This is a genomic window from Streptomyces sp. NPDC002623, assembly GCF_053592635.1.
In genome coordinates this window covers 87,994-114,401 of sequence record NZ_JBSFWB010000025.1, presented here as the reverse complement: position 1 = coordinate 114,401, position 26,408 = coordinate 87,994, and the positions used below count along the sequence as shown (strand labels likewise).

Below are 26,408 nucleotides of genomic sequence, written 5' to 3'. Positions count from 1 at the left end.
CGCACCTCAGCACGGAACTTGATCGACCCCGGGAGACATTAGCCAGGCGGCACGTGCCAAAACCCCGTCCCTCGTCACCCGTTCGGGCGATTGGTGGGACAGGTGGCCAGGTCGGTCACTGCGCCAGGTGCCGCTCCACGGTCTCGACCTTCGAGGTGAGGCCGTCCGTCACGCCGGGGCGGATGTCCGCCTTCAGAACGAGGGAGACCCGGGGAGCGCGTTCCTCGACGACGGCCACGGCGCGCCTGACGACGTCCATGACCTCGTCCCAGTCGCCCTCGACGGAGGTGAACATGGCGTCGGTGCGGTTCGGGAGGCCGGACTCGCGGACGACGCGGACGGCGTCGGCGACGTATTCGCCGACGTCCTCGCCGACGCCCAGCGGGGTGACCGAGAAGGCGACGATCATGCGCTCACGATGCCTTCCTTGCGGGCGCGGGAGGCGATGACGGCGTCCTCGGCCTCACGGCGCAGCTTGCGCTCGGCGAAGAAGCCGCCGGTCGGCAGGACCGAGAGGACGAAGTAGAGGGCCGCGGTCCCGAAGGACCACTTGGTGCGGTTCCAGGCGTCCGCCCAGAAGAGCACGTACAGGATGAACAGCACGCCGTGGACCATGCCCATGACGGGCACCGCGTTGAAGTCCGTGGTCCGCTTCAGCACCGAGCAGAGCAGCAGCAGGAGGAAGGACACGGCTTCCGGGGCGGAGACCAGGCGCAGGCGTCGGAGGGCGGAGGCTGTCTTCAGGTCCACGGGTCACCTTCGGGGGAGGTTTGAGGGGGCGGCGGTTTGTGAACGCACGCACAAGCGTTCACCCATTGTGGCAAACGGTCCCCCTAGGGGTGCGTTCAGGGTCTCTCTCCACCTACGGGTGCTGTTCCGCGCCCCGGTCCGGCGGTTACCTTCGCAGCGTGGCGATGTTTCGACTTCAAGGCAGCAAGGTGCTTGCCGTCGACATGACCGGGGACGCCGTGAAGGCGAAGAACGGCTCGATGGTCGCGTACGACGGGCAGATGGCCTTCAAGAAGCTCAGCGGCGGCGGTGAGGGCATCCGGGGCATGGTGACCCGGCGGCTCACCGGTGAGCAGATGACCGTGATGGAGGTGAAGGGACAGGGCACGTGCTGGTTCGCCGACCGTGCCTCCGAGATCAACCTCGTCCAGCTCCAGGGCGACAAGTTGTACGTCGAGTCGAGCAATCTGCTGGCGACCGACGCCGGCCTGCGGACCGGGACGAGTTTCACCGGGCTGCGCGGCGCGACCCAGGGCAACGGGCTCTTCACGACGACGGTCGAGGGCCATGGGCTGGCCGCGATCACCTCGGACGGGCCGGCCGTGGTGCTGCGTGTCAGCCCGCAGTACCCGCTGACCGTCGACCCCGGCGCCTATGTCGCGCACCAGGGCAACGTCCGGCAGTCCTTCCAGTCCGGTGTGACGTTCCGCACGTTCATGGGCGAGGGCGGCGGCGAGGCCTTCCAGATCCGGTTCGAGGGGGACGGCCTGGTGTACGTCCAGCCGAGCGAGCGCAACACGATCGCGGGGGATGTGTGACATGAGCCTGCGCGAGATCAACTCCAAGATGGTCGAGGCGACGGTCGCCCCCGGGCAGCGGCTCTTCAGTCAGCGCGGCGCCATGCTCGCGTACCGCGGCGAGGTGTCCTTCACGCCCAACGTCCAGGGCGGACAGGGCGGCGTGATGTCCATGATCGGGCGGCGGCTCGCCAACGAGGACACGCCTCTGATGACCGTCGAGGGCAACGGCACGGTCTTCTTCGGGCACGGCGGCCATCATGTCCAGGTCATCCGGCTCGCCGGCGACACGCTGTACGTCGAGGCGGACCGGCTGCTCGCCTTCGAGGGCACGCTCCAGCAGGGCACGATGTTCCTGGGCGCGCAGGGCGGGGTCATGGGCATGGTCCGCGGCCAGGTCAGCGGGCAGGGGCTGTTCACCACCACGCTGAAGGGTCACGGGGCGGTGGCCGTGATGGCGCACGGCGGCGTCTTCGAGGTCCCGATCACCCCGCAGCGCCCGGTCCACGTCGACCCCCAGGCCTATGTGGCCCACCACGGCGACGTCCGCAACAAGCTGTCGACCGCGCTGGGCTGGCGGGACATGGTGGGCCGCGGCTCCGGCGAGGCGTTCCAGCTGGAGCTGAGCGGCAGCGGTGCGGTGTTCGTCCAGGCGTCGGAGGAGAAGCTGTGAGCATGTACGGGGCTCCGGGCGGCGGCCCGACGGTCTACGACCCCATGACCCTGCCGGTCGACGACAACGTGAACAGCTACACCTTCTGCGTGGAGCTCAAGGGGAGCCAGTGGTTCCTGCAGAAGGGGAAGATGATCGCCTACTACGGGTCGATCGACTTCAACGGCGTCGGGCACGGCCGGCTGGACCGTCTCGTGCGCACCTCGTTCCATTCGCCTCTGCACGCGAGCGACTGGGTCGTGGCGGAGGGCTCGGGCAAGATGCTCCTCGCCGACCGGGCCTTCGACGTGAACTCGTACGACCTGGACGAGGGCAATCTGACCATTCGCTCGGGCAATCTGCTCGCGTTTCAGCCAAGTCTGTCGCTCAAGCAGTCGATCGTCCCGGGTTTTCTCACGCTGATCGGAACCGGAAAGTTCGTGGCCGCATCTAACGGGCCGGTGGTGTTCATGGAGCCTCCCATCCGGGTGGACCCGCAGGCACTCGTCGGCTGGGCCGACTGCCCGTCCCCGTGCCATCACTACGACCACGGGTACATGACGGGCCTGATGGGCGGTCTACGTGCGCTGACGGGCCTCGGAGGGGCCTCCGGGGAGGAGCATCAGTTCGAGTTCGTGGGCGCCGGCACCGTGCTGCTGCAGTCGACCGAGACCCTCATGGCCGAGCAGGCCACGGGGGCCGTTCCGCACGAGCCGGGGGTGCCCGGCGGCGGTGCGGGACCGGGGGGACACGGGGGACACGGCGCGCAATCCGGCGCACCGCGCCTTCCCGGACAGCTGGGGGACCTCCAGCGTCGCTTCGGGCTGTGAGCGGTAGTCTGCGGAGTGTGACATCGAACGCGTGCGCACAGTCACACCACCCTCACTAGTTCGCCTTTCAACATTTTAGGTAGACTTCATTTATGGAGACCGAAACGGCCACGCGCTGGCTGACCGATGCGGAGCAGTGCGCCTGGCGCACCCACCTGGAGGTCAACAGGCTGTTGACGTACCAGCTCGAAAAGGATCTCCAACCGTTCGGCCTGACCATGAACGACTACGAGATCCTCGTGAACCTCTCCGAGTCGGAGGGCGTCCGGATGCGGATGAGCGACCTCGCGTCCGCCACGCTCCAGTCCAAGAGCCGGCTCTCGCACCAGATCACCCGGATGGAGAACGCGGACCTGGTGCGCCGTGAGAACTGCGAGTCGGACCGCCGCGGCCTGTACGCGGTGCTGACCGACCACGGCATGGAGACGATGCAGAAGGTCGCGCCCCACCATGTGGACTCGGTGCGGCGGCACTTCATCGACCTCCTCTCCCCCGAGGCCCTGGCGGAACTCTCCAAGGCCCTCAAGCCCGTCGCGGAACACCTCCGCGGCCACCGGGGACGGCCGTAGCGGACGCCCTCCGGGCGATCCGGGGGATCAGGCGATCGGCAGGCGGAGCTCGAACAGGGCTCCGCCTGTCGGCGTCTCACGGACCGTGAGCGTGTGCACGGGCGAGGTCAGGCAGGACCGGGACGACCGAGCCCGCCGAGCCGGCCGGCCCGCCGGAGCGGACCGGCGCTGGCGACGACCGCAGCCGTCGCCAGCGCCACCGCCCCCGTCACCGCGAAGCACACCCCCACCGGCAGCCGCGCGGCCAGCGCTCCCGCGGCCGCCGTACCGGCCGTGCTCCCCGCGTTGACGGCCGTGTCGACCCACGCCCCGGCCCGTACCCGGGCCTCCGGCGCGGCGGCCTCGTCGGCGATCAGGTAGGCCGTGGTGATCGCCGGCGACACGAAGAACCCGGCGGCCGCGGCCGCCACCGCGAGCGTGCCGAGCCCCGAGGCCGGTCCCGCGCCGCCCAGCGTCAGACCGAGCCCCGCCGTGAGCAGCGGCAGCCGCGCCCCGGCCGAGGCCCGCCGGTCGACGGCCCCGAAAGACCCCTGCGGCGGGGCTCAGCCCTGGGTGAGCCCCGCCACCAGTTCGTCCGCCGCGCGGTAGGGGTCGAGGTCGCCGGCGACGATGCGTTCGGCGAGGGTGTCGAGGCGGCGGTCGCCGTGCAGGTCGCCGATGCGTTCGCGCAGGGCGGTGACGGCGATGGTCTCGACCTCGCGGGCGGCTCGGGAGGCGCGTCGCCGGTCGAGGACGCCCTGCTCCTCCATCCACGCGCGGTGCTTCTCCAGCGCCTCGACGACCTCGTCGACACCCTCGGCGCGGCTGGCGACCGTCTTCACGATGGGCGGCCGCCAGTCGCCGGGGCGGCGGGCCTCGCCGAGGCCGAGCATGTGGTTGAGCTCGCGGACGGTGGCGTCGGCGCCGTCCCGGTCGGCCTTGTTGACGACGTAGACGTCGCCGATCTCCAGGATGCCCGCCTTGGCGGCCTGGATGCCGTCCCCCATGCCGGGGGCCAGCAGGACGACGCTGGTGTCCGCCTGGGAGGCGATCTCGACCTCCGACTGGCCCACGCCGACCGTCTCGACCAGGATCACGTCGCAGCCCGCCGCGTCCAGCACCCGGATCGCCTGCGGGGCCGACCAGGCGAGGCCGCCCAGGTGGCCCCGGGTGGCCATGGAGCGGATGTAGACGCCGGGGTCGGAGGCGTGCTCCGACATCCGGACGCGGTCGCCGAGCAGGGCTCCCCCGGAGAACGGCGACGACGGGTCGACGGCCAGGACGCCGACCCGTCTGCCCTGCTTGCGGTAGGCGGTGACCAGCGCGGAGGTCGACGTGGACTTGCCGACGCCCGGCGAGCCCGTCAGGCCGACGACGTACGCGTTCCCCGTCAGCGGGGCCAGGGCCGCCATGACCTCCCTGAGCTGCGGGGACGCCCCCTCCACCAGGGAGATCAGCCGGGCCACGGCCCTGGGCCGGCCTTCCCTGGCCTGGGCGACCAGCGAGGAGACGTCCTGCATCACAGCTCCGTTCGGAAAGGAACCAAGGGGCCGACGGGGCCTCAGGCCTTGGGTACCCGGACGATCAGCGCGTCACCCTGACCGCCGCCGCCGCACAGCGCGGCCGCGCCGACGCCGCCGCCCCGGCGCTTCAGCTCCAGGGCCAGGTGCAGCACGAGGCGGGCGCCGGACATGCCGATCGGGTGGCCCAGGGCGATCGCGCCGCCGTTCACGTTCACCTTTTCCGTGGACACGCCCAGGTCGTTCATTGACTGCACGGCGACAGCGGCGAAGGCCTCGTTGATCTCGATCAGGTCCAGGTCGGAGACGTCCAGGCCCTCCTTCTTGAGGGCGTGCAGGATGGCGTTGGACGGCTGCGACTGCAGCGAGTTGTCCGGTCCGGCCACATTGCCGTGGGCGCCGATCTCGGCGATCCAGGCGAGGCCCAGCTCCTCGGCCTTGGCCTTGCTCATCACGACGACGGCGGCCGCGCCGTCGGAGATCTGCGAGGACGTGCCCGCGGTGATGGTGCCGTCCCGGGTGAAGGCCGGGCGAAGCTTGCCCAGGGACTCCGCCGTGGTGTCGGCGCGGATGCCCTCGTCCTTGCTGAAGACGACCGGCTCGCCCTTGCGCTGCGGGATCTCGACCGGGGTGATCTCGGCCTCGAAGACGCCGTTCTTCTGGGCGGCGGCCGCGCGCTGGTGGGACAGGGCGGCGATCTCGTCCTGCTCCGGGCGGGCGATGCCCAGGCGGGTGTTGTGCTTCTCCGTGGACTCGCCCATGGCGATGTTCTCGAAGGCGTCGGTCAGCCCGTCGTGCGCCATCGCGTCGAGCATCTCGATCGCGCCGTACTTGAAGCCCTCGCGGGACTTCGGCAGCAGGTGGGGGGCGTTGGTCATGGACTCCTGGCCGCCGGCCACCACGATGTCGAACTCGCCCGCGCGGATCAGCTGGTCGGCGAGCGCGATCGCGTCGAGGCCCGACAGACACACCTTGTTGATCGTGAGCGCCGGCACGTTCATCGGGATGCCGGCCTTGACCGCGGCCTGGCGCGCCGGGATCTGTCCCGCCCCGGCCTGGAGCACCTGGCCCATGATGACGTACTGCACCTGGTCGCCGCCGATCCCGGCACGGTCGAGGGCGGCCTTGATCGCGAAACCGCCGAGGTCGGCTCCGGAGAAGGACTTCAGGGAGCCCAGCAGTCGTCCCATGGGCGTACGCGCGCCCGCGACGATCACCGAGGTCGTGCCGTTGGTACCAGTCGATCCAGTCATGAGCTGCGATTCCCCTTACCGGCCTGCACTGGCCGAGGAGTGAACGAGGGTTTACTGCGAATGTACTGAGTGGCACTCCGTGCCGTCATCGGGCCGTCAGTGTGATCGCGCGCACGTTGCGTAACCACCTCCTTCGCGCTGCACTGACACCATGCTGACGCGAATCGACCACATCGGGATCGCCTGCCACGACCTCGACGCGACCGTCGAGTTCTACCGCTCCACCTACGGCTTCGAGGTCTTCCACTCCGAGGTCAACGAGGAGCAGGGCGTGCGCGAGGCCATGCTCAAGATCAACGATACGTCCGACGGAGGCGCCTCGTACCTGCAGCTTCTCGAGCCGACCCGGGAGGATTCGGCCGTGGGCAAGTGGCTCGCCAAGAACGGCGAGGGCGTCCACCACATCGCTTTCGGCACGGCGGACGTGGACGGCGACTCCGCGGACATCCGCGCCAAGGGCGTACGCGTTCTGTACGAAGAGCCCCGGATCGGCTCCATGGGGTCACGAATCACGTTCCTGCATCCAAAGGATTGCCACGGAGTACTGACAGAACTGGTCACTTCGGCCCCTGTTGAGTCACCTGAGCACTGACCCTCGTACATATGGGCCGGTAGGGTTGGGCTCGGTCGCCGCTCACACCGGGGCGACCCGGTCCTGCCGTTCGGCGGCGGGACGCAGCCGGGGTCCGGGTTTCGGGGGACGAGCGTCGGGGCAGCAGCCCATGCTCCGTCGTTGATCTGACACCATTCCCCGGGGGCCCCGTTCGGCGGATGGACGGAGCTCGTTCGGGAAGCTTGCGACCAGGGACGGATGGGACCGCGCAGTGCGGGGCTACGAGAGCCAGGAGCGGGAGCCGGCGGCTGACGTCGACCACCTGACTCGGTTCGAAGCCGAGATGAAGCGGCTGAAGACCGAGCGGGAAAAGGCGATTCAGCATGCCGAGGACCTCGGCTACCAGGTCGAGGTGCTGCGCGCCAAGTTGCACGAGGCGCGCCGCACCATCATGTCCCGGCCCGCCTTCGACGGCGGCGACATCGGGTACCAGGCCGAGCAGATGCTGCGCAATGCGCAGATGCAGGCCGACCAGTTGCGGCAGGACGCCGAGCGCGAGCTCAGCCAGACCCGCGCCCAGACGCAGCGCATCCTCCAGGAGCACGCCGAGCAGGCGGCGCGTCTGCAGGCGGAGCTGCATCAGGAGGCGGTGGCCCGGCGCCAGCAACTCGACCAGGAGCTGGCGGAGCGCCGGCAGAACGTCGAGTCGCACGTCAACGAGAACGTGGCGTGGGCGGAGCAGCTGCGGGCCCGCACCGAGGCACAGGCGCGCCGACTGCTCGACGAGTCGCGGGCCGAGGCCGAGCAGTCCCTGGCGGCCGCTCGCGCCGAGGCCGAGCGGGTCGCCACGGAGGCCCGCCAGCGGCTCCAGGCCGACGCCGAGACGACCCGTGCCGAGGCCGAGCAGCTTCTGCTGCGGGCCCGCACGGACGCCGACCGGCTGCTGACCGCCGCCTCCAGCCAGGCCCAGGAGGCCAACGACCACGCGGAGCAGCTGCGCAACTCCACCGTCACGGAGTCCGACGCGGCCCGCCGCCAGGCCGGTGAGCTCAGCCGCGCCGCCGATCTGCGCATGTCCGAGGCCGACGAAGCGCTGCGCAAGGCGCAGGCCGAGGCGGACAAGGTGCTCGGCGAGGCGAAGGCCGCCGCCGAGAAGGCGCTCGCGAGCGCCGAGTCGGCCAACGAGCAGCGCACCCGCACCGCGAAGGAGCAGGTCGCCCGCCTGGTCACCGAGGCCACCAAGGAGGCCGAGGCGACCAAGGAGTCGGCCGAGCAGGTCGTCGCGGACGCCCGCGCGGAGGCCGAGAAGATCGTCGGCGAGGCCTCGGAGCGGGCCCGCACGCTGACCGCCGAGGAGTCGGCGACCCAGCTGTCGAAGGCGGCCAAGACCGCCGAGGACGTCCTGAACCGGGCGCAGGAGGACGCGCAGAACACCACCAAGGCCGCCGCCGAGGAGGCCGAGCGGATCCGCCGCGAGGCGGAGAACGAGGCGGACCGGCTGCGGTCCGAGGCGCACGACATCGCCGAGCAGCTCAAGGGCTCCGCGAAGGACGACACCAAGGAGTACCGCGCCAAGACCGTCGAGCTGCAGGAGGAGGCGCGCCGGCTGCGCGGCGAGGCCGAGCAGCTGCGCGCCGACGCGGTGGCCGAGGGCGAGAAGATCCGCGCGGAGGCCCGCAGGGAGGCCGTCCAGCAGATCGAGGAAGCGGCCAGGACCGCCGAGGAGCTGCTGTCCAAGGCGCGGGCCGACGCGGACGAGCTGCGCCAGAAGGCCACCTCGGACAGCGAGAAGGTGCGCACCGAGGCCATCGAGCGCGCCACCACGCTGCGCCGGCAGGCCGAGGAGACCCTGGAGCGCACCCGCGCGGAGGCCGAGCGCTCCCGCGAGGAGGCGGTGGAGCTCGCCGAGACCATCACCGCCAACGCCGAGCAGGCGGCGCGCGAGCTGCGCGAGGAGACCGAGCGCGGGATAGACGCCCGGCAGGCGGAGGCCGCCGAGGAGCTGACCCGGCTGCACACGGACGCGGAGGCCCGGTTCGCCTCCGCCGAGCAGGCGCTGACCGACGCCCGCGAGGAGGCCGCGCGGATCCGTCGCGAGGCCGCCGAGGAGACCGACCGGCTGCGCGGCGAGGCCGCGGAGCGGATCCGCAGCCTCCAGCAGCAGGCCGACGCGGAGGCCGACCGGCTGCGCAACGAGGCCGCCGCCGACGCGTCCGCCTCGCGTGCCGAGGGCGAGGCCATCGCCGTACGGCTGCGGTCCGAGGCCGCCGCCGAGGCGGAGCGGCTGAAGTCCGAGGCGCAGGACACCGCCGACCGGCTGCGCGCGGAGGCGGCGGCCGCGGCCGAGCGGCTGGCCGACGAGGCGACCGAGACGCTGGCCGCCGCCCAGGAGGAGGCCCTGCGGCGCCGGCGCGAGGCCGAGGATCTTCTCGGTTCCGCCCGCCAGGAGGCCGACCAGGAGCGCGAGCGGGCCCGCGACCAGAGCGAGGAACTGCTGGCCTCGGCGCGCAAGCGCGTCGAGGAGGCCCAGACCGAGGCCGTCCGGCTGGTCGAGGAGGCCGACCGGCGGGCCGTCGAGATGGTGTCGGCGGCCGAGCAGCACGCGCAGCAGGTGCGGGACTCCGTGGTGGGGCTGCACGAGCAGGCCCAGGACGAGATCATCGGGCTGCGTTCCGCCGCCGAGCACGCGGCGGACCGTACCCGGCGCGAGGCCCAGGAGGAGGCGGACCGGGTCCGCGCCGACGCCTACGCCGAGCGGGAGCGGGCCGCCGAGGACGCGAGCCGGGTCCGGCGCGAGGCGAGCGATGCCTCGGAGGCCGCGCAGGCGCTGGCCGAGCGGACCGTCGGCGAGGCGATCGCGGAGGCGGAGCGGCTGCGCTCGGACGCGTCGGCGCACGCCCAGCGGGTGCGCACCGAGGTCTCGGACGCCATCGCGCAGGCCGACCAAGACGCGTCGCGCACCCGGGCCGAGGCCCGCGACGACGCCAACCGCATCCGTTCGGACGCGGCGACGCAGGCCGACACCCTCATCACCGAGGCACGCAACGAGGCGGAGCTGCTCCAGTCGGAGACGATCACGGAGGCCGAGCGGCTGCGCGCCGAGTCGGTCGCCAAGGCGGAGAAGCTGATCTCGGACGCTTCCGGGGACGCGGAGCGGCTGCGTGCCGAGGCCGCCGACACGGTGGGTTCCGCGCAGGCGCACTCCGAGCGGGTCCGTGCCGAGGCCGAGCGCTTCAAGCGGGAGGCGGCCGCGGAGGCCGACCGTCTGATGAGCGTGGCCCGCGAGGAGGCCGACTCGACGCTGGACGAGGCCCGCAAGGAGTCCAACAAACGGCGCTCCGAGGCGGCCGAGCAGGTCGACACCCTCATCACGGAGACCGCGGCCGAGGCGGACAAACTGCTCAACGAGGCGCAGACCCAGGCGCAGCAGGCGACCGCGGACGCGGAGGCGCAGGCCGACTCGATGGTCGGCGCGGCCCGCAGCGAGGCGGACCGGCTGGTGTCCGAGGCGACCGTCGAGGGCAATTCCCGGGTGGAGAGGGCCCGTACGGACGCGGACGAGCTGCTCGTCGGCGCCCGTCGGGACGCGACGGCCATAAGGGAGCGGGCCGAGGAGCTGCGCGACCGCATCACGAACGAGATCGAGGCGCTGCACGAGCGGGCCCGCCGCGAGGCCTCCGAGACCATGAAGTCGACCGGCGACCGCTGCGACGCGCTCATCAAGGCGTCCGAGGAGCAGCTCACCAAGGCTCAGGCGAAGGCGAAGGAGCTGGTGTCGGACGCCAACTCCGAGGCGGGCAAGGTCCGTATCGCCGCCGTGAAGAAAGCCGAGGGGCTGCTCAAGGAGGCCGAGCAGAAGAAGTCGACGCTGGTGCGGGAGGCCGAGGAGCTCAAGGCCGAGGCGATCCGCGAGGCGCGGCGCACGGTCGAGGAGGGCAAGCGCGAACTGGAGGTCCTGGTGCGTCGGCGCGAGGACATCAACGCCGAGATCTCCCGGGTGCAGGACGTCCTGGAGGCGCTGGAGTCCTTCGAGGCCCCGGCCGGCGGCAAGGACGGGGGCGTCAAGGCGGGTGTGACCATCGGGTCGCCCCGATCGGGTGGGAAGTCCTCGGACGGCTAGCGGAATGTGTGAATTGCGTTAAAGTCTGGCGTCTTTGACCGAATCTTTGGCAAGGGTACTGCCGGTCAGCCACCCAAAAGGGGTGTCATTCTCCAGATCAAACACGCATACGCTCTATGACACACCGCTCTGGCCCCTAGGATTCCACCTATCACCTCACCGGTCTCATTCGACAGGAACCCCATGAGCGACACTTCCCCCTACGGCTTCGAGCTTGTGCGGCGTGGGTACGACCGCGCTCAGGTGGACGAACGCATCTCGAAGCTCGTCTCCGACCGTGACAGCGCTCTGGCCCGTATCACTGCTTTGGAAAAGCGCATCGAGGAGCTCCACCTCGAAACGCAGAACGCCCAGGCCCAGGTAAGCGACGCCGAGCCGTCGTACGCGGGTCTCGGCGCGCGTGTCGAGAAGATCCTCCGCCTCGCCGAGGAAGAGGCCAAGGATCTGCGCGAGGAGGCCCGGCGGGCGGCCGAGCAGCACCGCGAGCTCGCCGAGTCGGCGGCCCAGCAGGTTCGCAACGACGCAGAATCGTTCGCTGCGGAGCGCAAGGCCAAGGCTGAGGACGAGGGCGTCCGGATCGTCGAGAAGGCCAAGAGCGACGCGTCGCAGCTGCGTTCGGAGGCGCAGAAGGACGCGCAGTCGAAGCGTGAGGAGGCCGACGCCCTCTTCGAGGAGACCCGTGCCAAGGCCGCCCAGGCCGCCGCCGACTTCGAGACCAACCTCGCCAAGCGCCGCGAGCAGTCGGAGCGCGACCTGGCGTCCCGTCAGCAGAAGGCGGAGAAGCGTCTCGCGGAGATCGAGCACCGCGCGGAGCAGCTGCGGCTGGAGGCCGAGAAGCTGCGCACGGACGCGGAGCGTCGCGCCCGTCAGACGGTGGAGACCGCTCAGCGTCAGGCCGAGGACATCGTCGCCGACGCCAATGCCAAGGCGGACCGGATCCGTTCGGAATCCGAGCGCGAGCTGGCGGCCCTCACCAACCGTCGCGACAGCATCAACGCCCAGCTGACGAACGTCCGCGAGATGCTCGCCACGCTGACCGGCGCCGCGGTCGCCGCGGCCGGCACGCCGTCCACGGACGACGAGCCGATCTCCCGTGGGGTTCCGGCCCAGCAGTCCCGGTAACGTCCGGCGGTACAGCGACTGAACATCGACGAAGCCCTCCGTCACTGCGGTGGCAGAGGGCTTCGTCGCGCACTAGCGTGTCGGCATGATCGAGCTGGAAGGCCTGACGAAGCGGTACGGCGAGAAGCTGGCGGTGAACAACCTCACCTTCACCGTGAGACCGGGCATCGTCACGGGCTTCCTCGGTCCCAACGGCGCCGGCAAGTCCACCACCATGCGGATGATGCTCGGCCTCGACCGGCCCACCGCCGGGGACGTCCGCATCGACGGGCAGCACTACGACCGGCTCAAGGACCCCTTCAAGTACATCGGCGCCCTGCTGGACGCCAAGGCCATGCACGGCGGGCGCAGCGCCTTCAACCATCTGCTGTGTCTGGCGCAGAGCAACGGCATCCCGAAGAGCCGGGTGCACGAGGTGCTGGACACCGTCGGGCTGACCGCCGTGGCGAAGAAGAAGGCCAAGGGGTTCTCGCTCGGCATGGGGCAGCGGCTCGGCATCGCGGGCGCGCTGCTCGGCGACCCTCGGATCCTGATGTTCGACGAGCCGGTGAACGGCCTCGACCCCGAGGGCATCCACTGGATCCGCAACCTGATGAAATCGCTGGCCGCGCAGGGGCGGACGGTGTTCGTCTCCTCCCACCTGATGAGCGAGATGGCGCTGACCGCGGACCATCTCGTCGTGATCGGCCAGGGCCGGCTGCTCGCCGACACCTCCATGGCCGACTTCATCGAGCAGAACTCGCGCAGTTACGTCCGTGTCCGCACCCCGCAGCGGGAGCGCCTGCTCGACGTGCTGCACAGTGCCGGGGTCACCGTCGTGGAGACGGGCAGCGGGGTGCTGGAGGTGGACGGCGGCAAGGCCGAGCGCATCGGCGAGCTGGCCGCGCAGCACCAGCTCGTGCTGCACGAGCTGAGCCCCCAGCAGGCCTCCCTGGAGGAGGCGTTCATGCAGCTGACCGCGGAGTCGGTGGAGTACCACGCGCACGCGGACACGCCCCCCGAAGAGCCGTGGGGCGACGACTGGACGAGGAGCCGATGATGGCGGCGACCCAGGTCATCCGGTCCGAGTGGACCAAGATCCGGTCGGTGGCGTCCACCGTGTGGACGCTCTCGCTGGCCGTGGTCGTCACGATCGCCCTCGGCATGCTGATCTCCGCGCTGTCGAAGAACGAGTTCGACAACATGAGCCGCGACGACCGGCTGTCCTTCGACCCGACGTTCATCAGCTTCGCCGGGATGAGCCTCGGACAGCTCGCGATGATCGTGTTCGGCGTGCTGGTGGTGTCGAACGAGTACAGCACCGGCATGATCCGCACCTCGCTGGCCGCCGTTCCGCAGCGCGGCACGTTCCTGTTCAGCAAGATCACGGTGGCCGCCGGGCTCTGTCTCGCCGTCGGACTCGTCACCAGCTTCGTCACGTTCTTCCTGGGACAGGCGATGCTCGGCGCCCACAAGGCGTCGATCGGCGACAGCGGAGTCCTGCGCGCGGTCATCGGCGGTGGCCTGTACATGACCCTGATCGCGGTGTTCTCGATGGGCGTGGCCACGATGCTGCGCTCGCCGATGCTGTCGCTCGGCATCCTGATGCCGTTCTTCTTCCTGATCTCCAACATCCTGGGGAACGTCCCCGCGACGAAGAAGATCGGCCGGTATCTGCCCGACCAGGCGGGCAGCAAGATCATGCAGGTGGTCACGCCGATCGACGACGACACCCCGTACGGACCGTGGGGCGGGCTGGCCATCATGGCGCTGTGGGTGGTCGCCGCGCTCGCGGGCGGATACCTCCTGCTGAAGAAGCGCGACGCGTAACGCTTTCGCCTTTGCTTTCTTTTGAGCGGAACCGTCAGCGCCCAGCTATCCTCCTAACCCTTACGGGGGCGTGTGCCCTGCTGTCCTGAACCTTTCGATGGGTGCGGAGCATGATCGAGGCTGTCGGCCTGACCAAGCGGTACGGCGACAAGACCGCTGTGTACAACCTTTCCTTCCAGGTGCGGCCCGGCGCCGTCACCGGCTTCCTCGGACCTAACGGCTCGGGCAAGTCGACGACCATGCGGATGATCCTGGGCCTGGACAACCCCACCGCGGGATCGGTGACGATCGGCGGCTACCCGTACCGCCGGCTGCCGAACGCGCCCCGCCAGGTGGGCGCCCTGCTCGACGCCAAGGCCGTGCACGGCGGCCGGCACGCCCGCAACCACCTGATGTGCCTGGCCCAGCTGTCCGGCATCCCGGCCCGGCGGGTCGACGAGGTGCTCGGCGTGGTCGGCCTCCAGGACGTGGCCCGCAAGCGCTCCAAGGGCTTCTCGCTCGGCATGGGCCAGCGGCTCGGCATCGCGGCCGCGCTGCTCGGCGACCCTCAGGTGCTGCTGTTCGACGAGCCGGTCAACGGCCTCGACCCCGAGGGCATCCTCTGGGTGCGCAACCTGATGAAGTCGCTCGCGGCGGAGGGCCGTACCGTCTTCGTCTCCTCGCACCTCATGAGCGAGATGGCGCTGACCGCCGACCATCTGATCGTCATCGGACGCGGCCAGCTGCTCTCCGACATGAGCGTGAAGGACTTCATCTCGACCAACTCCGCCGACTTCGCGCGCGTGCGCATCCCGCACACCGAGCCGCAGCTGCGCGAGAAGCTGGCCTCGGCGCTCACCGAGGCGGGCGGCGCCGTTCTGCCCGAGCAGGACGGGGCCCTGCGCGTGACCGGGCTCGCCCTCCCCCGCATCAGCGACATCGCCCATGACGCCGACGTCCGTCTGTGGGAGCTGTCGCCGCACCAGGCCTCGCTGGAGGAGGCGTACATGCGGATGACGCAGGGCGCCGTGGACTACCGGTCCACCATCGACCAGAAGGCCGGGCTCCAGCAGCAGTTGCCGCCGGGCGCGCAGCCGCCGATGCCGGTGCCGGGTCAGGGCCAGCCCGGCTGGTACGCCCCGCCGCATCCGCAGCAGCAGGGCTACGCGCCGCCGCAGCCCGCCCAGACACCCCCGGCCGCCTCCTACGGGGCCTACGGCGCTCCGGGCGCACCCGCGGTGGCCCCGGGCCCGAACGTCGCCAACCCGTACGCCCAGGGCCCCGCGCACGCCCCCGCACAGCCCCCGGCCGCGTCGGCCGCTCAGGCCGCTCCGGCCCAGCCCGCCGCCCCGATCACGCCCGCAGCACCCGCAGCACCCGCAGCACCCGCAGCACCCGCAGCACCCGCAGCACCCGCGAGCGAGGTACCGGCCGCGCCCGCCCCCTCGCTGGACAAGGCGTCGGCCGTGTCCGCGCCCACCCCCGCACCCGACGCCACGACCAAGTCCGAGGACGCCCGATGAGCACCCCGCAGCATCCGTCGCCGCAGGCCGCGCCCGCCTGGCAGGGGGCGCCCGGTCCCTCGTACGCCGCTCCCGTGCCCGTGCCGGGCTACACCTCGCCGATCCCGATCGTGCCCACCCACCTCGGGCACGCCGTCGCCTCGGAGTGGACGAAGATCCGGTCGGTGCGCTCCACGATGTGGACGCTGGGCGTGTTCGTGCTGCTCGTCGTCGGCATCGGACTGCTGGCCGGGGCGATCGTCTCCGCGAACGCCTCCGAGGCCGACCTCGCCGGCGAGACGGCACTGTCGTTCGGCTTCTTCGGGGTGCTGCTGGGCAGCATGTGCATCATCACGCTCGGCGTGCTGACCACGGCCTCGGAGTACGGCACCGGCATGATCCGGACGACGATGGTGGCCTGCCCGTCCCGCAGCCGGGTCCTCGTGGCGAAGGCGATCGTGTTCTTCGCCGTCGCGTTCGTCGTGACGCTCGCGTCCTCGGGCTTCGTCGCCATGGTGCATGTGGGCATGCTGGGCGACGCCCGGCAGCCGAGCGGCGAGGAATGGCTCAAGGCCACCTTCGGCGTCTCCTTCTACATCGCGCTGCTCGGGCTGCTCTCGCTGGCCGTCGGCTCGATCATCCGGCACTCGGCGGGCGCCATCACCATCATGATCGGCGTCCTGCTGGCCCCGCTGGTCATCGCGATCTTCATGTTCTCGTCCTCGCTGGCGGACCTTCAGCAGGCCCTGTTCGAGTACTCGATCCCGAACCAGCTGAGCATCTTCTACTCGTCCTCGCTCAGCGACAGCGGTCCGAGCGGCTGGGACCCGCTGTGGATCGCGCTGGGCCTGACGGCCGCCGTCCTCGGCGCCGCCTTCGCCCTGCTGGAGAAGCGGGACGTCTAGAACTTCGGCGCGTTTCGGGACCGCCGCACCCCTGGGGTGCGGCGGTCCCGTGCGTTCCAGCACGCCTTGTGCCAGTGCCGGCGGTCGTCGACGCCCGCGTGCTCGGGCCAGACGACGACGTGCGGGACGCCGTCGGGGATCAGCTGGTCGCAGCCGGGGCACCGGTACGCCTTGCCCTGTGCGCTCGCCCCGGCCACATGCCGTACGCTCCACTGCTCGCCGTGCCAGCTCTCCGCCGACTGCCAGCCGCCGTAACGGCTCGTGCGGTCGTCCTCGGCACTCTGGCCGGACGAGCCCTCACCCTTGGGTCGGTTGCGACGCGGGGACACAGGACACCTCACGGGGCTATACAGGAAGCAGGGTTGGTATCCAGCCTACGCGGCGTGAACGCGGGCACCCGTAGGGCAGCCACCCCCACAAGTCCCCCTCCCGAACGTCGCATTCTGCAGACAATCCGCAAATCTCTTCGCCAGGCCGTGTCCTCGGCACGTGTCAGACGGTTATGCCGGGTGGGGGAGCTCCGTGTCGGAGCCAAGGAAGCAGGAAAGTCCATGCGCGTTGGAAGTTTCGTGTTGGGAGCGCAGTTTCCCGGCCAGGGTCAGGGCGAGGCGCTGCACCGTGCGGTCCGCTCGGCCGAGGTGGCCGAGGAGGCGGGTCTCGACTCGGTCTGGCTGGCCGAGCACCACTTCGTGCCGTACGGCACATGCCCGTCGGCGGTGACGCTCGCCGCTCTGCTGCTGGGCCGCACCCGCCGTATCCGGGTCGGCACGGCGGTCAGCGTGCTGCCCACCGTCCATCCCGTCGCCCTCGGCGAACAGGCCGCGCTGCTGCATCTGACGAGCGGCGGCCGCTTCTCGCTGGGCGTGGGGCGCGGCGGACCGTGGGTCGACCTGGAGGTGTTCGGCTCAGGTCTGGAGGCGTACGAGCAGGGGTTCCCGGAATCACTCGATCTGTTGGTGCGCTGGCTGCGCGAGCCCTCCGTGGGGGCCGACGGCGAGCGTTTCCGGTTCCGTGAAGTCGCCGTCGTGCCAAGGCCGTCGGAGGCGCTGACGGACGTCGGCGGGCCGGAGGTCGTCGTCGCCTGCACCTCGCCGGTGAGCGTGCGGCTGGCCGCCGAGCGCGGGCTGCCGATGCTCCTCGGCATGCACGTGGGGGACGAGGAGAAGGCCGAGATGGTCGCCCTGTGGCGGCAGTACGCGCGCGCGGCCGGGCGGTCCGGGGACGAGATCCGGAGTGTGGCGCATGTCTCGGCGGGCGTCTGCCAGATCGCGGACCGGCGCACGGACGCGGTGGAGACGCTGGTGAAGGCGATGCCGGGCTGGCTGCGGCAGGGGCTCGACGCGCATGTGACGGTCGACGGCCGGGCCCGCGGTATGCGGGACCCGGTGGCGTACACCGAACTGCTCTGCGGGCTGCACCCGGTGGGCACCCCGCGGCTGTGCGTCGACCGCCTCGCGGCGACCAGCGAGCGGACCGGCATCTCGCGTTTCGCCCTGCTCGTCGAGGGCTCCGGCGACCTGGCGGCCACGGAGGAGAACGTACGGCGGCTGGGCGCTGAGGTGCTCCCCCACCTCGGGTGAGCGGCCCAGCCGACCGCGAAGCTTGCCGCTCCCGTACTGATGGCACCTCCCGCGTCAGGAGCGGCAAGCAACAGGTTCACACGGGTACCTCAGCAGTCCCGGAATTCCGGGGACTGGTTCAGTACCTGACTGCGGACCGAGGTGAACCGGGTGAGCTTCTCGTCGACAGCCGAGTCCAACGGGAACACCGCCACCCGGTGGCAGTTCTGGAAGGCCAGCCGCACACCGAAGTGCCGCTGCAGCGCGCCGCGTATCGCGTCACTCGCGAGCGCACGCAGCAACTGGCCGCGCGCCTGCTCGTCCGGCGGGGGCGTCTGGTTGTCGGCGAAGTCTCCGCCGTCCACCTTCAGCTGGGCCACCAGGGAGCTGACCATCTCCCATGCATAGGGCAGGGAGGTCCGGACGCAGTCGACGAATTCTGCTTCGTCGACCTCGCCTCGCTCGGCCTGTTCGAGTAGCGCCGGTGAGACGTCGAGCGACATGGGTACTCCTCTCGCACCCCCGGAACAACAGGGGTTGCCGGACAGGGAAAGGGAGTCCGCATGCCGAAACACCGCACACGCTGAGTACACGCATCGCGACCTCCCGTTCACTACGGTAGGCAACGGACCGTGACCGCACCAGGAGAATGGGCACATAGGGAACCCCTATGTGGCACACAATCGGCCACTGTCGAACGATCTTTTTCCGGATCAAAAGGGGTGGGCCCGAAGGGGCCTCGGTTGAGGGTGGTGGCGGGAGACGGGCGGGCGAATCGCGTCCGCGCATGCGGGTCGGATAGCGTTGCGCCCCATGCGTCTCGTCATCGCCCGGTGCTCCGTCGACTACGCCGGCCGGCTCACCGCCCACCTCCCCTCCGCCCCCCGTCTCATTCTGGTGAAGGCGGACGGCAGCGTCTCGATCCATGCGGACGACCGGGCCTACAAGCCCCTGAACTGGATGTCGCCGCCCTGCACGCTGAAGGAGGGCACGGGCGACGAAGAAGGCGTCTGGACCGTCATCAACAAAGGCGGCGAGAAGCTCATCATCACGATGGAGGAGATCCTCCACGACTCGTCGCACGAACTGGGCGTCGATCCGGGCCTGATCAAGGACGGCGTGGAAGCGCACCTCCAAGAGCTGCTCGCGGACCGCATCGAGACCCTCGGCGAGGGCTACACCCTCATCCGCCGCGAGTACATGACCGCCATCGGCCCGGTGGACATCCTGTGCCGGGACGCGGAGGGTCAGACCGTCGCGGTGGAGATCAAGCGGCGCGGCGAGATCGACGGGGTCGAGCAACTCACCCGCTATCTCGAGCTGTTGAACCGTGACCCGCATCTCGCGCCGGTCCGCGGGGTGTTCGCGGCCCAGGAGATCAAGCCGCAGGCCCGCGTGCTCGCCACGGACCGCGGCATCGGCTGCCAGGTCCTGGACTACAACGCGATGCGCGGCATCGAGGACGACAAGCTGCGGCTGTTCTGACCCCCGCACCCACCGAGGGCCGGGCTCCCCTGACGGGAACCCGGCCCTCGGCGCTGCCCGGAGGCGCTCAGATCAACTGATCCGGCGAGGCACTGCTCGCGGCGGAGCTGATCGAGCTGGCGGGCGACGACGACATCGAGCTGCTGGCCGAGGTCGAGATGCTCCCGGAGGGAGATGGGCTGGCCGAGTCGGACGGCGTGCTCGTCTGCGTCTCCGTCTGTGTCTCCGAGGGAGTGTCCGAAGGTGTCTCCGTCGGGGTCGTCGGTGTGTGCGACGGCGGCCTGGTCGTCGCGCTCGACGACGGCTTGGGCGTGTCGGACTCCTCGTCGCTGCCCGAGCCCTGCGAACTACTGGTGCTCGGCGTCGGATCGTCCGGGCCCGGGTCCGTCGGGCTGCTGGTGGCCGTGCCCGTGTCGCCGGAGGAGCCGGTGTCGTCGCCCGGGGTGTCGGAGTCCAGGCCGCCGTCGTCCAGGCCGGTGCTGGCGGACGGGTTGACGCTGACCTGGTTGGAGGGGTCGTTGGCGTCGTTGTTGGACGTCGCGCCGAGCCCGACCACCGTGCCGAGGACGGCGACGAGCAGGGCGCCCGCGCCGGCCGCGACGAGGTTGCGCTTGGCCAGGTTCTTCAGGCCGCCCCGGCTGTGCTTGGCGGGCGTCGACGGGGCCGCAGAGCGGTGAACGACGGTCTCGGCGTCCGGCGGGTAGGTCGGAAGGGCCGCCTGGATGCCGCGGGGCGGGGACGCCGACTCCTCGTGGCGGGCGTCGGGCACCTCCTCGCCGGCGGTCGCCGCGGCCAGGCCGGGCACGTCGCCGGAGCGGTCGGAGACCAGGGCGAGGGCGCGGCGGCCGGCGACGGTGCCGCGCTTGTCGGCGATGGTGGAGCGCAGGGCGAGGGAGGCCTCGAGCTCCGAGCGGGCCCGGTCGAGTTCGCCGACGCACAGGGCGAGGACGCCGAGCTCGTGGTGGAAGTAGGCGCGGTCGGCGGACTCCCCGGCGAGCCGGGCGGCCTCGGCGCCCTCGTGCAGGCTGCTCTCCCAGGCGCTCCAGTGCAGGCCCGCGGCGAAGGCGGGCGCGGCGGTGCGGGCGAGCTGGACGGGGGTGGACTCCTCGCCCTCGTCGGGCCGGGTCGTGGCGGGGACGACCGCGGTGAGGGCGGCGAGCACGGCGTCGGCCTCGGCGCACACCCTCTCGGGGGTGACCGAGGGGTGTCCGGCCCACCAGGCGTAGTGCTGGGCGGCGGCGTGGGCGCGGTCCGCGCGGTCGTCGGCGTATCCGGCGGCCTCCAGCTGGGTCTGGACGCCCGCGGCGAGCCGGTAGCGGGTGCCGACCGGGGAGACGAGTCCGCAGGCGGCCAGTTCGCCGAGGGCCGCGTCGGCGTGGGTGTCGCCGACCAGGGCGGGCAGGTGGGCCTGGTGCGGGACCTCGCCGCCGAGGGCGACGGCGAAGCGCAGGGCGGCGCGGGCGCAGGCGCTGAGCCGGGCGGCGAGCAGCGGGGCGGGCGCGGCGGCCTCGCCGAGCGAGGGCAGGGGTATCTCCTCGGCTTCGCCGGCCCCGGCGACGAGGTCGGCGTCGGCGGGCGCGACGAAGGGCCGGGCGTCCTCGAAGACGCCGAACGCGTCGACCGCGTCCGCGCCGGCCCGCAGCCGGTCGCGCTGCGAGAGCAGGGCGCCGGCCTGGACGAACCGGAGCGGCAGGCCTTCGGACTCGAACCAGAGGTCGCCGGCCCAGTTGGCCTCTTCCTCGGTGAGGACGCGGCCGACGGCGTGCTCGATGACCTCGACGCCGCCCGCACGGTCGAGGCCGGTGAGGACGACCTCCTCGACGGCGGAGTCCGCGGTGGGCAGCGGGGTGTCCGGGGTCGCGCCGAGCAGGAAGGCGCACTCGGGCGTCGCGTCCAGCAGTTCGTCCAGGGCGGCGCCGCCGAGGTCGAGGTCGTCGATGACGACGACCGCGCCGATCTCGCGGACGAGGGCGCGCAGCTCTTCGTCGTCCGGGCGGTGGAGGGGGGCGTCGAAGACGGCGTGGAAGAGCTCGTGCAGCAGGTCGGCGGCGGTGCGACCGAGGCCGCTGAGGCGGACCACGCCCTCGGGGGCGAGGTCCTCGCAGTCCTCGGCGACCAGGTCGAGGAGGCTGGTGCGGCCGGAGCCGGGGGCCCCGGTGAGCCGGACGGAGCGGCCGCGGGCGAGCAGCCGGACCAGCTGTTCGCGTTCGTCCTGACGGCCCTGGAGGGGCTGTGCGGGCCGGGCGGATCCGGCGGGGGCGGGCGGCCGGGCGGCGCGCTCGGCCTCGGCGCGCTGCTCGGCGGTGCGCTTGGCGGGCCGCTCGGCCCGCTGGGTGGGCGGGCAGAGTTCTATCTCGCTGCCGTCGACCGGGTTGACGGTGAGCAGGTGTTCGCCGGCGACGAGCCGCACCGTGCGGGCCTGGGCCGGCGCGTGCTGGCCGAAGTCGGGTGTCAGGGGGTCCCTGGACGGGCGCGGACGCGGCGTACCGCCGTCGTCGTCACGGCCGTACTCCTCGGGCCCCTGGGTGTTCGGGTCCATGGCTCAAGCCCCCCAAAAGCGTCGTGTGGCGGTGCCCCTCCCGGCCTTGCTACACACTGCGCTGTCGCGTCTGGTCCGGTGCCCGCTCGAGGGCTGAGGGCGGCGGGCAGACGAACCGTAAACCTTCGCACAGTATCTACGACAGCCCGGGGTGCCGCGCCGCCCGAAGCGTCACAGTCTCGTGAGGATTGCACCCGTCGCACGTTTTCCGCCGCAGGCCACACGCTGTCCACGGTCACACCCGGGGCAGGGACTCCACTCCGATGCCGCCCTCGATCGCGAGGATCCGGTGCAGCCGGGTGGCCACCAGCAGGCGTTGCATCTGCGGAGGCACACGGCGCAGCACCAGCCGTCGGCCGCAGCGGCCGGCCCGCCGGTGGACACCCATGATGACACCGAGACCGGTGGCGTCCCATGAGTCCAGCTCGGACAGGTCGAGCACCAGGTCTCCGACTCCGTCGTCGACGGCCGTGTGGAGGGCCGTACGGGCGTCCGCCGCGCTGCGGACGTCGAGACGGCCCCCGACGACCAGCTCGACGTGGTCGCCCCTGATGTACATAGCGCTCCCCTAAGCGTGCGTCTCGTGCTCCGCGGTGTGGTTGTCCGGTGTTGCATCCTCTGACTGCACTAAGCGGTCATAGGTTGCCGTCTGTGAGCGAACCGATACCGAATTCACCCGCAGGAGTGAGGCCCGTGTGGCCTGTGCGGTTTCGATGCCTGTAGAAGCCCTGCCCGCTCACGCGTCCGATGTCACCGGCGTCAACCATCCGGCGCAGCCGCTCCGGTCGTCCGACCGGCTGTCTGTCCGTCCGTCTGCCCGTCCGTCTGTCCGTGTGCCTCTCGGCGGGAGATTAGCGGTCGGGAGGCGCTGTGTGACCGGTTAGTAACGCGTTTCACGTCTCAGGGGGTGAGACGCCGGTCACGTCGTCAATTCCTGTCCGATTCAGGCCTGTTCCCACCGATTGGTGGGGGCGCTCGGACGGTCTAGATTGGCCGCATGGTCAATCTGACGCGTATCTACACCAGGACCGGCGACCAGGGCACCACCGCTCTCGGCGACATGAGCAGGGTCGCCAAGACCGATCTCAGGATCGCCGCCTACGCCGACGCCAACGAGGCGAACGCGGTCATCGGCACGGCGCTCGCGCTGGGCGGGCTCGACGAGGAACTCGCCAAGGTCCTCATCCGCGTCCAGAACGACCTGTTCGACGTGGGCGCGGACCTGTCGACGCCGGTGGTGGAGAACCCGGAGTTCCCGCCCCTGAGGGTGGAACAGTTCTATGTCGACCGTTTGGAGGCGGACTGCGACCACTTCAACGAGCGGTTGGAGAAGCTGCGGTCCTTCATCCTGCCCGGCGGCACCCCGGGTGCGGCCCTGCTCCACCAGGCCTGCACGGTCGTCCGCCGGGCCGAGCGCTCCACCTGGGCCGCGCTGGAGGCGCACGGCGAGCGGATGAACCCGCTCACCGCGACCTATCTCAACCGCCTCTCGGATCTGCTCTTCATCCTGGCCCGCACGGCCAACAAGGCGGCCGGCGACGTGCTCTGGGTGCCGGGCGGCGAGCGCTAGGCGCTCCGCTGGCCGTGTCGATATGCGGCTCCGCCGCGGGGCCGCGATGCGCCGTCGTTTCGCTGCGGCACCGTTGTGGCTGGTCGCTCCCCCACTCTCGGCTGCGCTCGAGCGGGGGGACCCCCATCGCGGCGGAGCCGCAGATGTCAGCGCCCCGCGCCCCTTCAGGGCGCTGCCGACTTCGCCCGACCCGCTCAGCGGAGGTTGGCCTGTTCCCGCTCCGGGTCGGGGTCCTGGTCGGCCGCGGGGCGCTCCTTCGGGAAGAGGGTGTAGCTGCCGGCGATGACGACGTTGATGCCGATCACCCACAGCATCCGCTGCTGCCAGGCCCGCAGCGAGCCGATGTCGCCGTCGCCGCCGACGTACCAGACGGCCGCCTGGAGCAGGGCCATGGCGACCAGCGCGGCGACGACCCAGCGGCTCGCGACCTTCCACTCGTGGACGGCGCGTGCCATGCCGTACTTCGGCGGCCGCACCGGCGGCGGGCCGCCGGCGAAGCGGTGGGCGACCCGGGCGTCCGCCCACCTGACGGTGGAGTGGCCGAGGCCCACGGTGAAGCCGATGTAGACGGCGGCCAGGCCGTGCCGCCAGTCCGGCTCGGCGCCGTTCTTGAGGTCGATCGCGGTCACGGTGAACAGCACCACCTCCAACAGCGGCTCGCACAGCAGCAGGGCCAGGCCCAGCCGCGGCATCCGGAACACGTACCGGAAGGCCAGTCCGGCGGCCAGCAGCACCCAGAAGGCCACCTCGCAGGCGATGATCAGTGCGACGATCACGGTTCGCTCCTCTCGCTCACCCTCCCAGGCTCCCGTCGCGGGCGGACGGTTTCGTCGTCGCCGCTGACGAGGTCGCGGTACATCGAAAGATGCAGTTCGGGACCGTCCCCGGGGAGCAGGCGGAGGGGGCGCGGGGCGTGTTGGATGGAGGACATGGCTGTCCGAGAGCTGCGCCGCCTGCCGCGCCCGCACCGCTTCGACGTGTACATCGCCGTCGGCGGGCTGCTCGGCGGACTGCTGCTGGCGTCCATCGGCCTGAGCACCCGGCCGGCCAAGGACCCGATCACGCTGTTCGACGGCCCCTGGCCGGTGCTCGTGCCGCTCGTCGTGCTGTCCGGCTGCGAGCTGCTGCGCCGGACGGCCCCGCGCGCGGCCCTGCTGACCGGCACGGTCGCGGTCGGCGCGGACGTGCTGACCCAGGGCAGCCTGGCCACCGTCCTGATGTTCACCGACGTGATGTACGCGGCCGTCCTGTACGGCCCGCTCGCCTCGGCCCGTCGCATCCAGTGGATCACCGGCCTGCTCACGGTGGCCGGGACGCTGGTGCCGTTCGCGGTGTGGCGCACGCCCGAGGCGCTGCTGATCGGCGTGGTGGTCGGCGTCGTCGCGTACGGGCCCGCCGCCACCGGCTGGATCGTGCGCAACCACCGCGACGCCGCCGAGGCCGCCCGGCTGCGCGCCGAACAGACGGCGCTGCTCGCCGAGATGGACCGCGCCCAGGCCGTGACGTCCGAACGGGCGCGGATGGCCCGGGAGCTGCACGACATGGTCGCCAACCATCTGTCCGCGATCGCCATCCACTCCACGGCCGCGCTGTCCATCGACGATCCGGCGACCTCCCGACAGGCGCTGAAGACCATCCGGGAGAACAGCGTCGAGGGGCTCGCGGAGATGCGGCGGCTGATCGGGATCCTGCGCGACGGCGGCGGGGACAAGGAGCCCGCCGCGACCCCGACCCTGGACGGCCTCGCCGCCCTGGTCGACGGCGCCCGCGCCAACGGCCTCGACGTCGGCCTTCACGTCGCACTGGACGACGGGTCGGCCCACGGGCCGGACGACGATCACGGCCCGGTGCCGACGCCCGTCGAGCTGGCCGCGTACCGGATCGTCCAGGAGTCGCTGACCAACGCCCTCAAGCACGCCTGCCCCGGCCGGGTGACGGTGTGCCTCGCCCGGCGCGACGGGGTGCTCGACGTGCGGGTCAGCAGCCCGTACGGCCACCGGGACGGGCCGCGCGCACCCGGCTCCGGGGCGGGCCTGGTCGGGATGCGCGAGCGTGCGGCGCTGCTGGGCGGCACCTTCGCGGCCGGGCCCGAGGGCGAGTCGTGGACCGTGCGCGCCGCGCTGCCGCTGACCGAACGCTTGCCCGAGGAGAGCTGACATGATCCGAGTGCTGGTCGCCGAGGACCAGTCCGCCGTCCGCGCCGGGCTGGTGCTGATCCTGGGCAGTGCGCCCGACATCGAGGTGATCGGGGAGGCCGCGGACGGGGAACAGGCGGTGGCGCTGGCCAGGGAGTCGCGGCCGGATCTGGTGCTGATGGACATTCAGATGCCGCGTCTCGACGGGGTGTCGGCGACCCGGAGAATCGTCGAGGAGGGCCTCGCGGACGTCCTGGTGCTGACCACCTTCGACCTCGACGAGTATGTGTTCGGGGCGCTGCGGGCGGGTGCGTCCGGGTTCCTGCTGAAGAACACGGAGGCACGGGATCTGCTCACCGCGATCCGTACCGTGGCGGGCGGGGAGGGGCTGATCGCCCCGGCCGTGACGCGCCGTCTGATCGCCGAGTTCGCCGCGAAGCCGGTCCGGGCGCCGGCCGCGGATCCGGCCGTCCTCGACTCGCTCACCCGGCGCGAGCGCCAGGTGCTGGCCTGTCTCGGCGCGGGGCTGTCCAACGCGGGGATCGCCGAGCGGCTGGACATGGCGGAGGCGACGGTGAAGACGCATGTGAGTCGGTTGCTGGGAAAGCTGGAGCTGCGCAGCCGGGTCCAAGCGGCCGTACTGGCACAGGAGTTGGGGATCCAGAGCTGATCTGAAGGTGATCCGGAGGTTTAAAGGCGGGACTGGTCCAGACCTCTTGACCGGTGGTCCAGACCTTTCTATTCTCGCGGCACTGTGGGCGTGAAGGCTCAGTCGCGCCCCCCGACTCCCCTAGGAGGCGC

26 protein-coding genes are annotated in these 26,408 nt (G+C 71.3%); 16 read left to right on the top strand and 10 right to left on the bottom strand.

Annotated features, from left to right (window positions below; all coding sequences use genetic code 11):
- Positions 1 to 115 precede the first annotated feature (115 nt).
- A complete protein-coding gene (locus tag ACWD4O_RS35075; RefSeq protein ID WP_451286192.1) occupies positions 116 to 409 on the bottom strand; it encodes an MTH1187 family thiamine-binding protein in 294 nt (97 codons plus the stop codon).
- Positions 406 to 750: a DUF3817 domain-containing protein gene (locus tag ACWD4O_RS35070; protein WP_450950971.1), complete on the bottom strand. Its 345-nt coding sequence runs from the start codon at positions 748 to 750 to the stop codon at positions 406 to 408. The genes ACWD4O_RS35075 and ACWD4O_RS35070 overlap by 4 nt, the downstream gene beginning before the upstream one ends.
- 164 nt (positions 751 to 914) lie before the next feature.
- Between ACWD4O_RS35070 and ACWD4O_RS35065 the strand changes: the two genes are divergently transcribed.
- The 4 genes from ACWD4O_RS35065 to ACWD4O_RS35050 all read left to right on the top strand — a co-directional run bounded on the left by ACWD4O_RS35065 (position 915) and on the right by ACWD4O_RS35050 (position 3,577).
- On the top strand, positions 915 to 1,547 hold the full coding sequence (locus tag ACWD4O_RS35065; RefSeq protein ID WP_351913307.1) for an AIM24 family protein: 633 nt from the start codon (positions 915 to 917) through the stop codon (positions 1,545 to 1,547).
- 1 nt (position 1,548) lies between these two features.
- A complete protein-coding gene (locus ACWD4O_RS35060; RefSeq protein WP_450950970.1) occupies positions 1,549 to 2,199 on the top strand; it encodes an AIM24 family protein in 651 nt (216 codons plus the stop codon).
- Between the two features lie 2 nt (positions 2,200 to 2,201).
- A complete protein-coding gene (locus ACWD4O_RS35055; RefSeq protein WP_451286240.1) occupies positions 2,202 to 3,008 on the top strand; it encodes an AIM24 family protein in 807 nt (268 codons plus the stop codon).
- A gap of 92 nt (positions 3,009 to 3,100) precedes the next feature.
- Complete coding sequence (locus ACWD4O_RS35050; protein WP_451286190.1) at positions 3,101 to 3,577, top strand: MarR family winged helix-turn-helix transcriptional regulator; 477 nt, start codon at positions 3,101 to 3,103, stop codon at positions 3,575 to 3,577.
- A gap of 107 nt (positions 3,578 to 3,684) precedes the next feature.
- On the opposite strand, the gene ACWD4O_RS35045 is transcribed toward ACWD4O_RS35050, so the two are convergent.
- The 3 genes from ACWD4O_RS35045 to ACWD4O_RS35035 all read right to left on the bottom strand — a co-directional run bounded on the left by ACWD4O_RS35045 (position 3,685) and on the right by ACWD4O_RS35035 (position 6,329).
- Positions 3,685 to 3,987 (bottom strand): hypothetical protein, encoded by a 303-nt coding sequence (locus ACWD4O_RS35045; RefSeq protein WP_451286188.1) that lies wholly within the window; start codon positions 3,985 to 3,987, stop codon positions 3,685 to 3,687.
- A gap of 132 nt (positions 3,988 to 4,119) precedes the next feature.
- Positions 4,120 to 5,076, bottom strand: coding sequence for a methylmalonyl Co-A mutase-associated GTPase MeaB (meaB, locus tag ACWD4O_RS35040; protein ID WP_451286186.1), 957 nt, complete (start codon positions 5,074 to 5,076; stop codon positions 4,120 to 4,122).
- Between the two features lie 41 nt (positions 5,077 to 5,117).
- Positions 5,118 to 6,329: an acetyl-CoA C-acetyltransferase gene (locus ACWD4O_RS35035; protein ID WP_451286184.1), complete on the bottom strand. Its 1,212-nt coding sequence runs from the start codon at positions 6,327 to 6,329 to the stop codon at positions 5,118 to 5,120.
- 151 nt (positions 6,330 to 6,480) lie between these two features.
- Between ACWD4O_RS35035 and mce the strand changes: the two genes are divergently transcribed.
- The 7 genes from mce to ACWD4O_RS35000 all read left to right on the top strand — a co-directional run bounded on the left by mce (position 6,481) and on the right by ACWD4O_RS35000 (position 16,319).
- Positions 6,481 to 6,921 (top strand): methylmalonyl-CoA epimerase, encoded by a 441-nt coding sequence (gene mce / locus ACWD4O_RS35030; RefSeq protein ID WP_450950966.1) that lies wholly within the window; start codon positions 6,481 to 6,483, stop codon positions 6,919 to 6,921.
- Positions 6,922 to 7,153: 232 nt separating this feature from the next.
- Positions 7,154 to 11,002, top strand: coding sequence for a polarized growth protein Scy (scy, locus tag ACWD4O_RS35025; RefSeq protein ID WP_451286182.1), 3,849 nt, complete (start codon positions 7,154 to 7,156; stop codon positions 11,000 to 11,002).
- 183 nt (positions 11,003 to 11,185) lie between these two features.
- Entirely contained in the window at positions 11,186 to 12,124 is a 939-nt protein-coding gene (locus tag ACWD4O_RS35020; protein ID WP_079659495.1) for a coiled-coil domain-containing protein, read from the top strand.
- Between the two features lie 85 nt (positions 12,125 to 12,209).
- Entirely contained in the window at positions 12,210 to 13,163 is a 954-nt protein-coding gene (locus tag ACWD4O_RS35015) for an ABC transporter ATP-binding protein (protein WP_451286179.1), read from the top strand.
- Positions 13,163 to 13,933, top strand: a complete 771-nt coding sequence (locus ACWD4O_RS35010) for an ABC transporter permease (RefSeq protein WP_451286238.1) — start codon at positions 13,163 to 13,165, stop codon at positions 13,931 to 13,933. Before ACWD4O_RS35015 ends, ACWD4O_RS35010 begins: the two co-directional genes overlap by 1 nt.
- A gap of 110 nt (positions 13,934 to 14,043) precedes the next feature.
- A complete protein-coding gene (locus tag ACWD4O_RS35005) occupies positions 14,044 to 15,435 on the top strand; it encodes an ABC transporter ATP-binding protein (protein WP_451286178.1) in 1,392 nt (463 codons plus the stop codon).
- Entirely contained in the window at positions 15,432 to 16,319 is an 888-nt protein-coding gene (locus ACWD4O_RS35000; RefSeq protein WP_451286176.1) for an ABC transporter permease, read from the top strand. The genes ACWD4O_RS35005 and ACWD4O_RS35000 overlap by 4 nt, the downstream gene beginning before the upstream one ends.
- Here ACWD4O_RS35000 and ACWD4O_RS34995 read toward each other — a convergent pair.
- Positions 16,316 to 16,648, bottom strand: a complete 333-nt coding sequence (locus tag ACWD4O_RS34995) for an ATP/GTP-binding protein (RefSeq protein ID WP_363167610.1) — start codon at positions 16,646 to 16,648, stop codon at positions 16,316 to 16,318. The two genes, ACWD4O_RS35000 and ACWD4O_RS34995, sit on opposite strands and share 4 nt — an antisense overlap.
- 222 nt (positions 16,649 to 16,870) lie before the next feature.
- Between ACWD4O_RS34995 and ACWD4O_RS34990 the strand changes: the two genes are divergently transcribed.
- Positions 16,871 to 17,899, top strand: a complete 1,029-nt coding sequence (locus ACWD4O_RS34990) for an LLM class flavin-dependent oxidoreductase (RefSeq protein WP_451286173.1) — start codon at positions 16,871 to 16,873, stop codon at positions 17,897 to 17,899.
- 89 nt (positions 17,900 to 17,988) lie between these two features.
- Here the strand turns inward: ACWD4O_RS34990 and ACWD4O_RS34985 are convergent, their stop codons facing one another.
- Positions 17,989 to 18,381, bottom strand: coding sequence for an SCO5389 family protein (locus ACWD4O_RS34985; protein ID WP_351913261.1), 393 nt, complete (start codon positions 18,379 to 18,381; stop codon positions 17,989 to 17,991).
- 310 nt (positions 18,382 to 18,691) lie between these two features.
- Between ACWD4O_RS34985 and nucS the strand changes: the two genes are divergently transcribed.
- Positions 18,692 to 19,363, top strand: coding sequence for an endonuclease NucS (gene nucS, locus ACWD4O_RS34980; protein WP_450950959.1), 672 nt, complete (start codon positions 18,692 to 18,694; stop codon positions 19,361 to 19,363).
- A gap of 67 nt (positions 19,364 to 19,430) precedes the next feature.
- Here the strand turns inward: nucS and ACWD4O_RS34975 are convergent, their stop codons facing one another.
- Together ACWD4O_RS34975 and ACWD4O_RS34970 are read right to left on the bottom strand one after the other, a co-directional pair.
- Positions 19,431 to 21,902 carry an ATP-binding protein gene (locus ACWD4O_RS34975; protein ID WP_451286170.1) on the bottom strand — a complete coding sequence of 824 codons (2,472 nt, stop codon included), beginning with the start codon at positions 21,900 to 21,902 and terminating at the stop codon, positions 19,431 to 19,433.
- A gap of 235 nt (positions 21,903 to 22,137) precedes the next feature.
- Positions 22,138 to 22,461: an STAS domain-containing protein gene (locus ACWD4O_RS34970; protein WP_451286169.1), complete on the bottom strand. Its 324-nt coding sequence runs from the start codon at positions 22,459 to 22,461 to the stop codon at positions 22,138 to 22,140.
- 438 nt (positions 22,462 to 22,899) lie between these two features.
- On the opposite strand from ACWD4O_RS34970, the gene ACWD4O_RS34965 reads away from it, so the two are divergent.
- Positions 22,900 to 23,472, top strand: a complete 573-nt coding sequence (locus ACWD4O_RS34965; protein ID WP_451286167.1) for a cob(I)yrinic acid a,c-diamide adenosyltransferase — start codon at positions 22,900 to 22,902, stop codon at positions 23,470 to 23,472.
- A 194-nt stretch (positions 23,473 to 23,666) separates the two neighbouring features.
- On the opposite strand, the gene ACWD4O_RS34960 is transcribed toward ACWD4O_RS34965, so the two are convergent.
- Positions 23,667 to 24,248: a hypothetical protein gene (locus tag ACWD4O_RS34960; RefSeq protein WP_451286165.1), complete on the bottom strand. Its 582-nt coding sequence runs from the start codon at positions 24,246 to 24,248 to the stop codon at positions 23,667 to 23,669.
- A 144-nt stretch (positions 24,249 to 24,392) separates the two neighbouring features.
- Between ACWD4O_RS34960 and ACWD4O_RS34955 the strand changes: the two genes are divergently transcribed.
- Together ACWD4O_RS34955 and ACWD4O_RS34950 are read left to right on the top strand one after the other, a co-directional pair.
- On the top strand, positions 24,393 to 25,628 hold the full coding sequence (locus ACWD4O_RS34955) for a sensor histidine kinase (RefSeq protein ID WP_451286163.1): 1,236 nt from the start codon (positions 24,393 to 24,395) through the stop codon (positions 25,626 to 25,628).
- Position 25,629: 1 nt separating this feature from the next.
- Positions 25,630 to 26,277 carry a response regulator gene (locus ACWD4O_RS34950; protein ID WP_451286161.1) on the top strand — a complete coding sequence of 216 codons (648 nt, stop codon included), beginning with the start codon at positions 25,630 to 25,632 and terminating at the stop codon, positions 26,275 to 26,277.
- Positions 26,278 to 26,408: the final 131 nt, after the last annotated feature.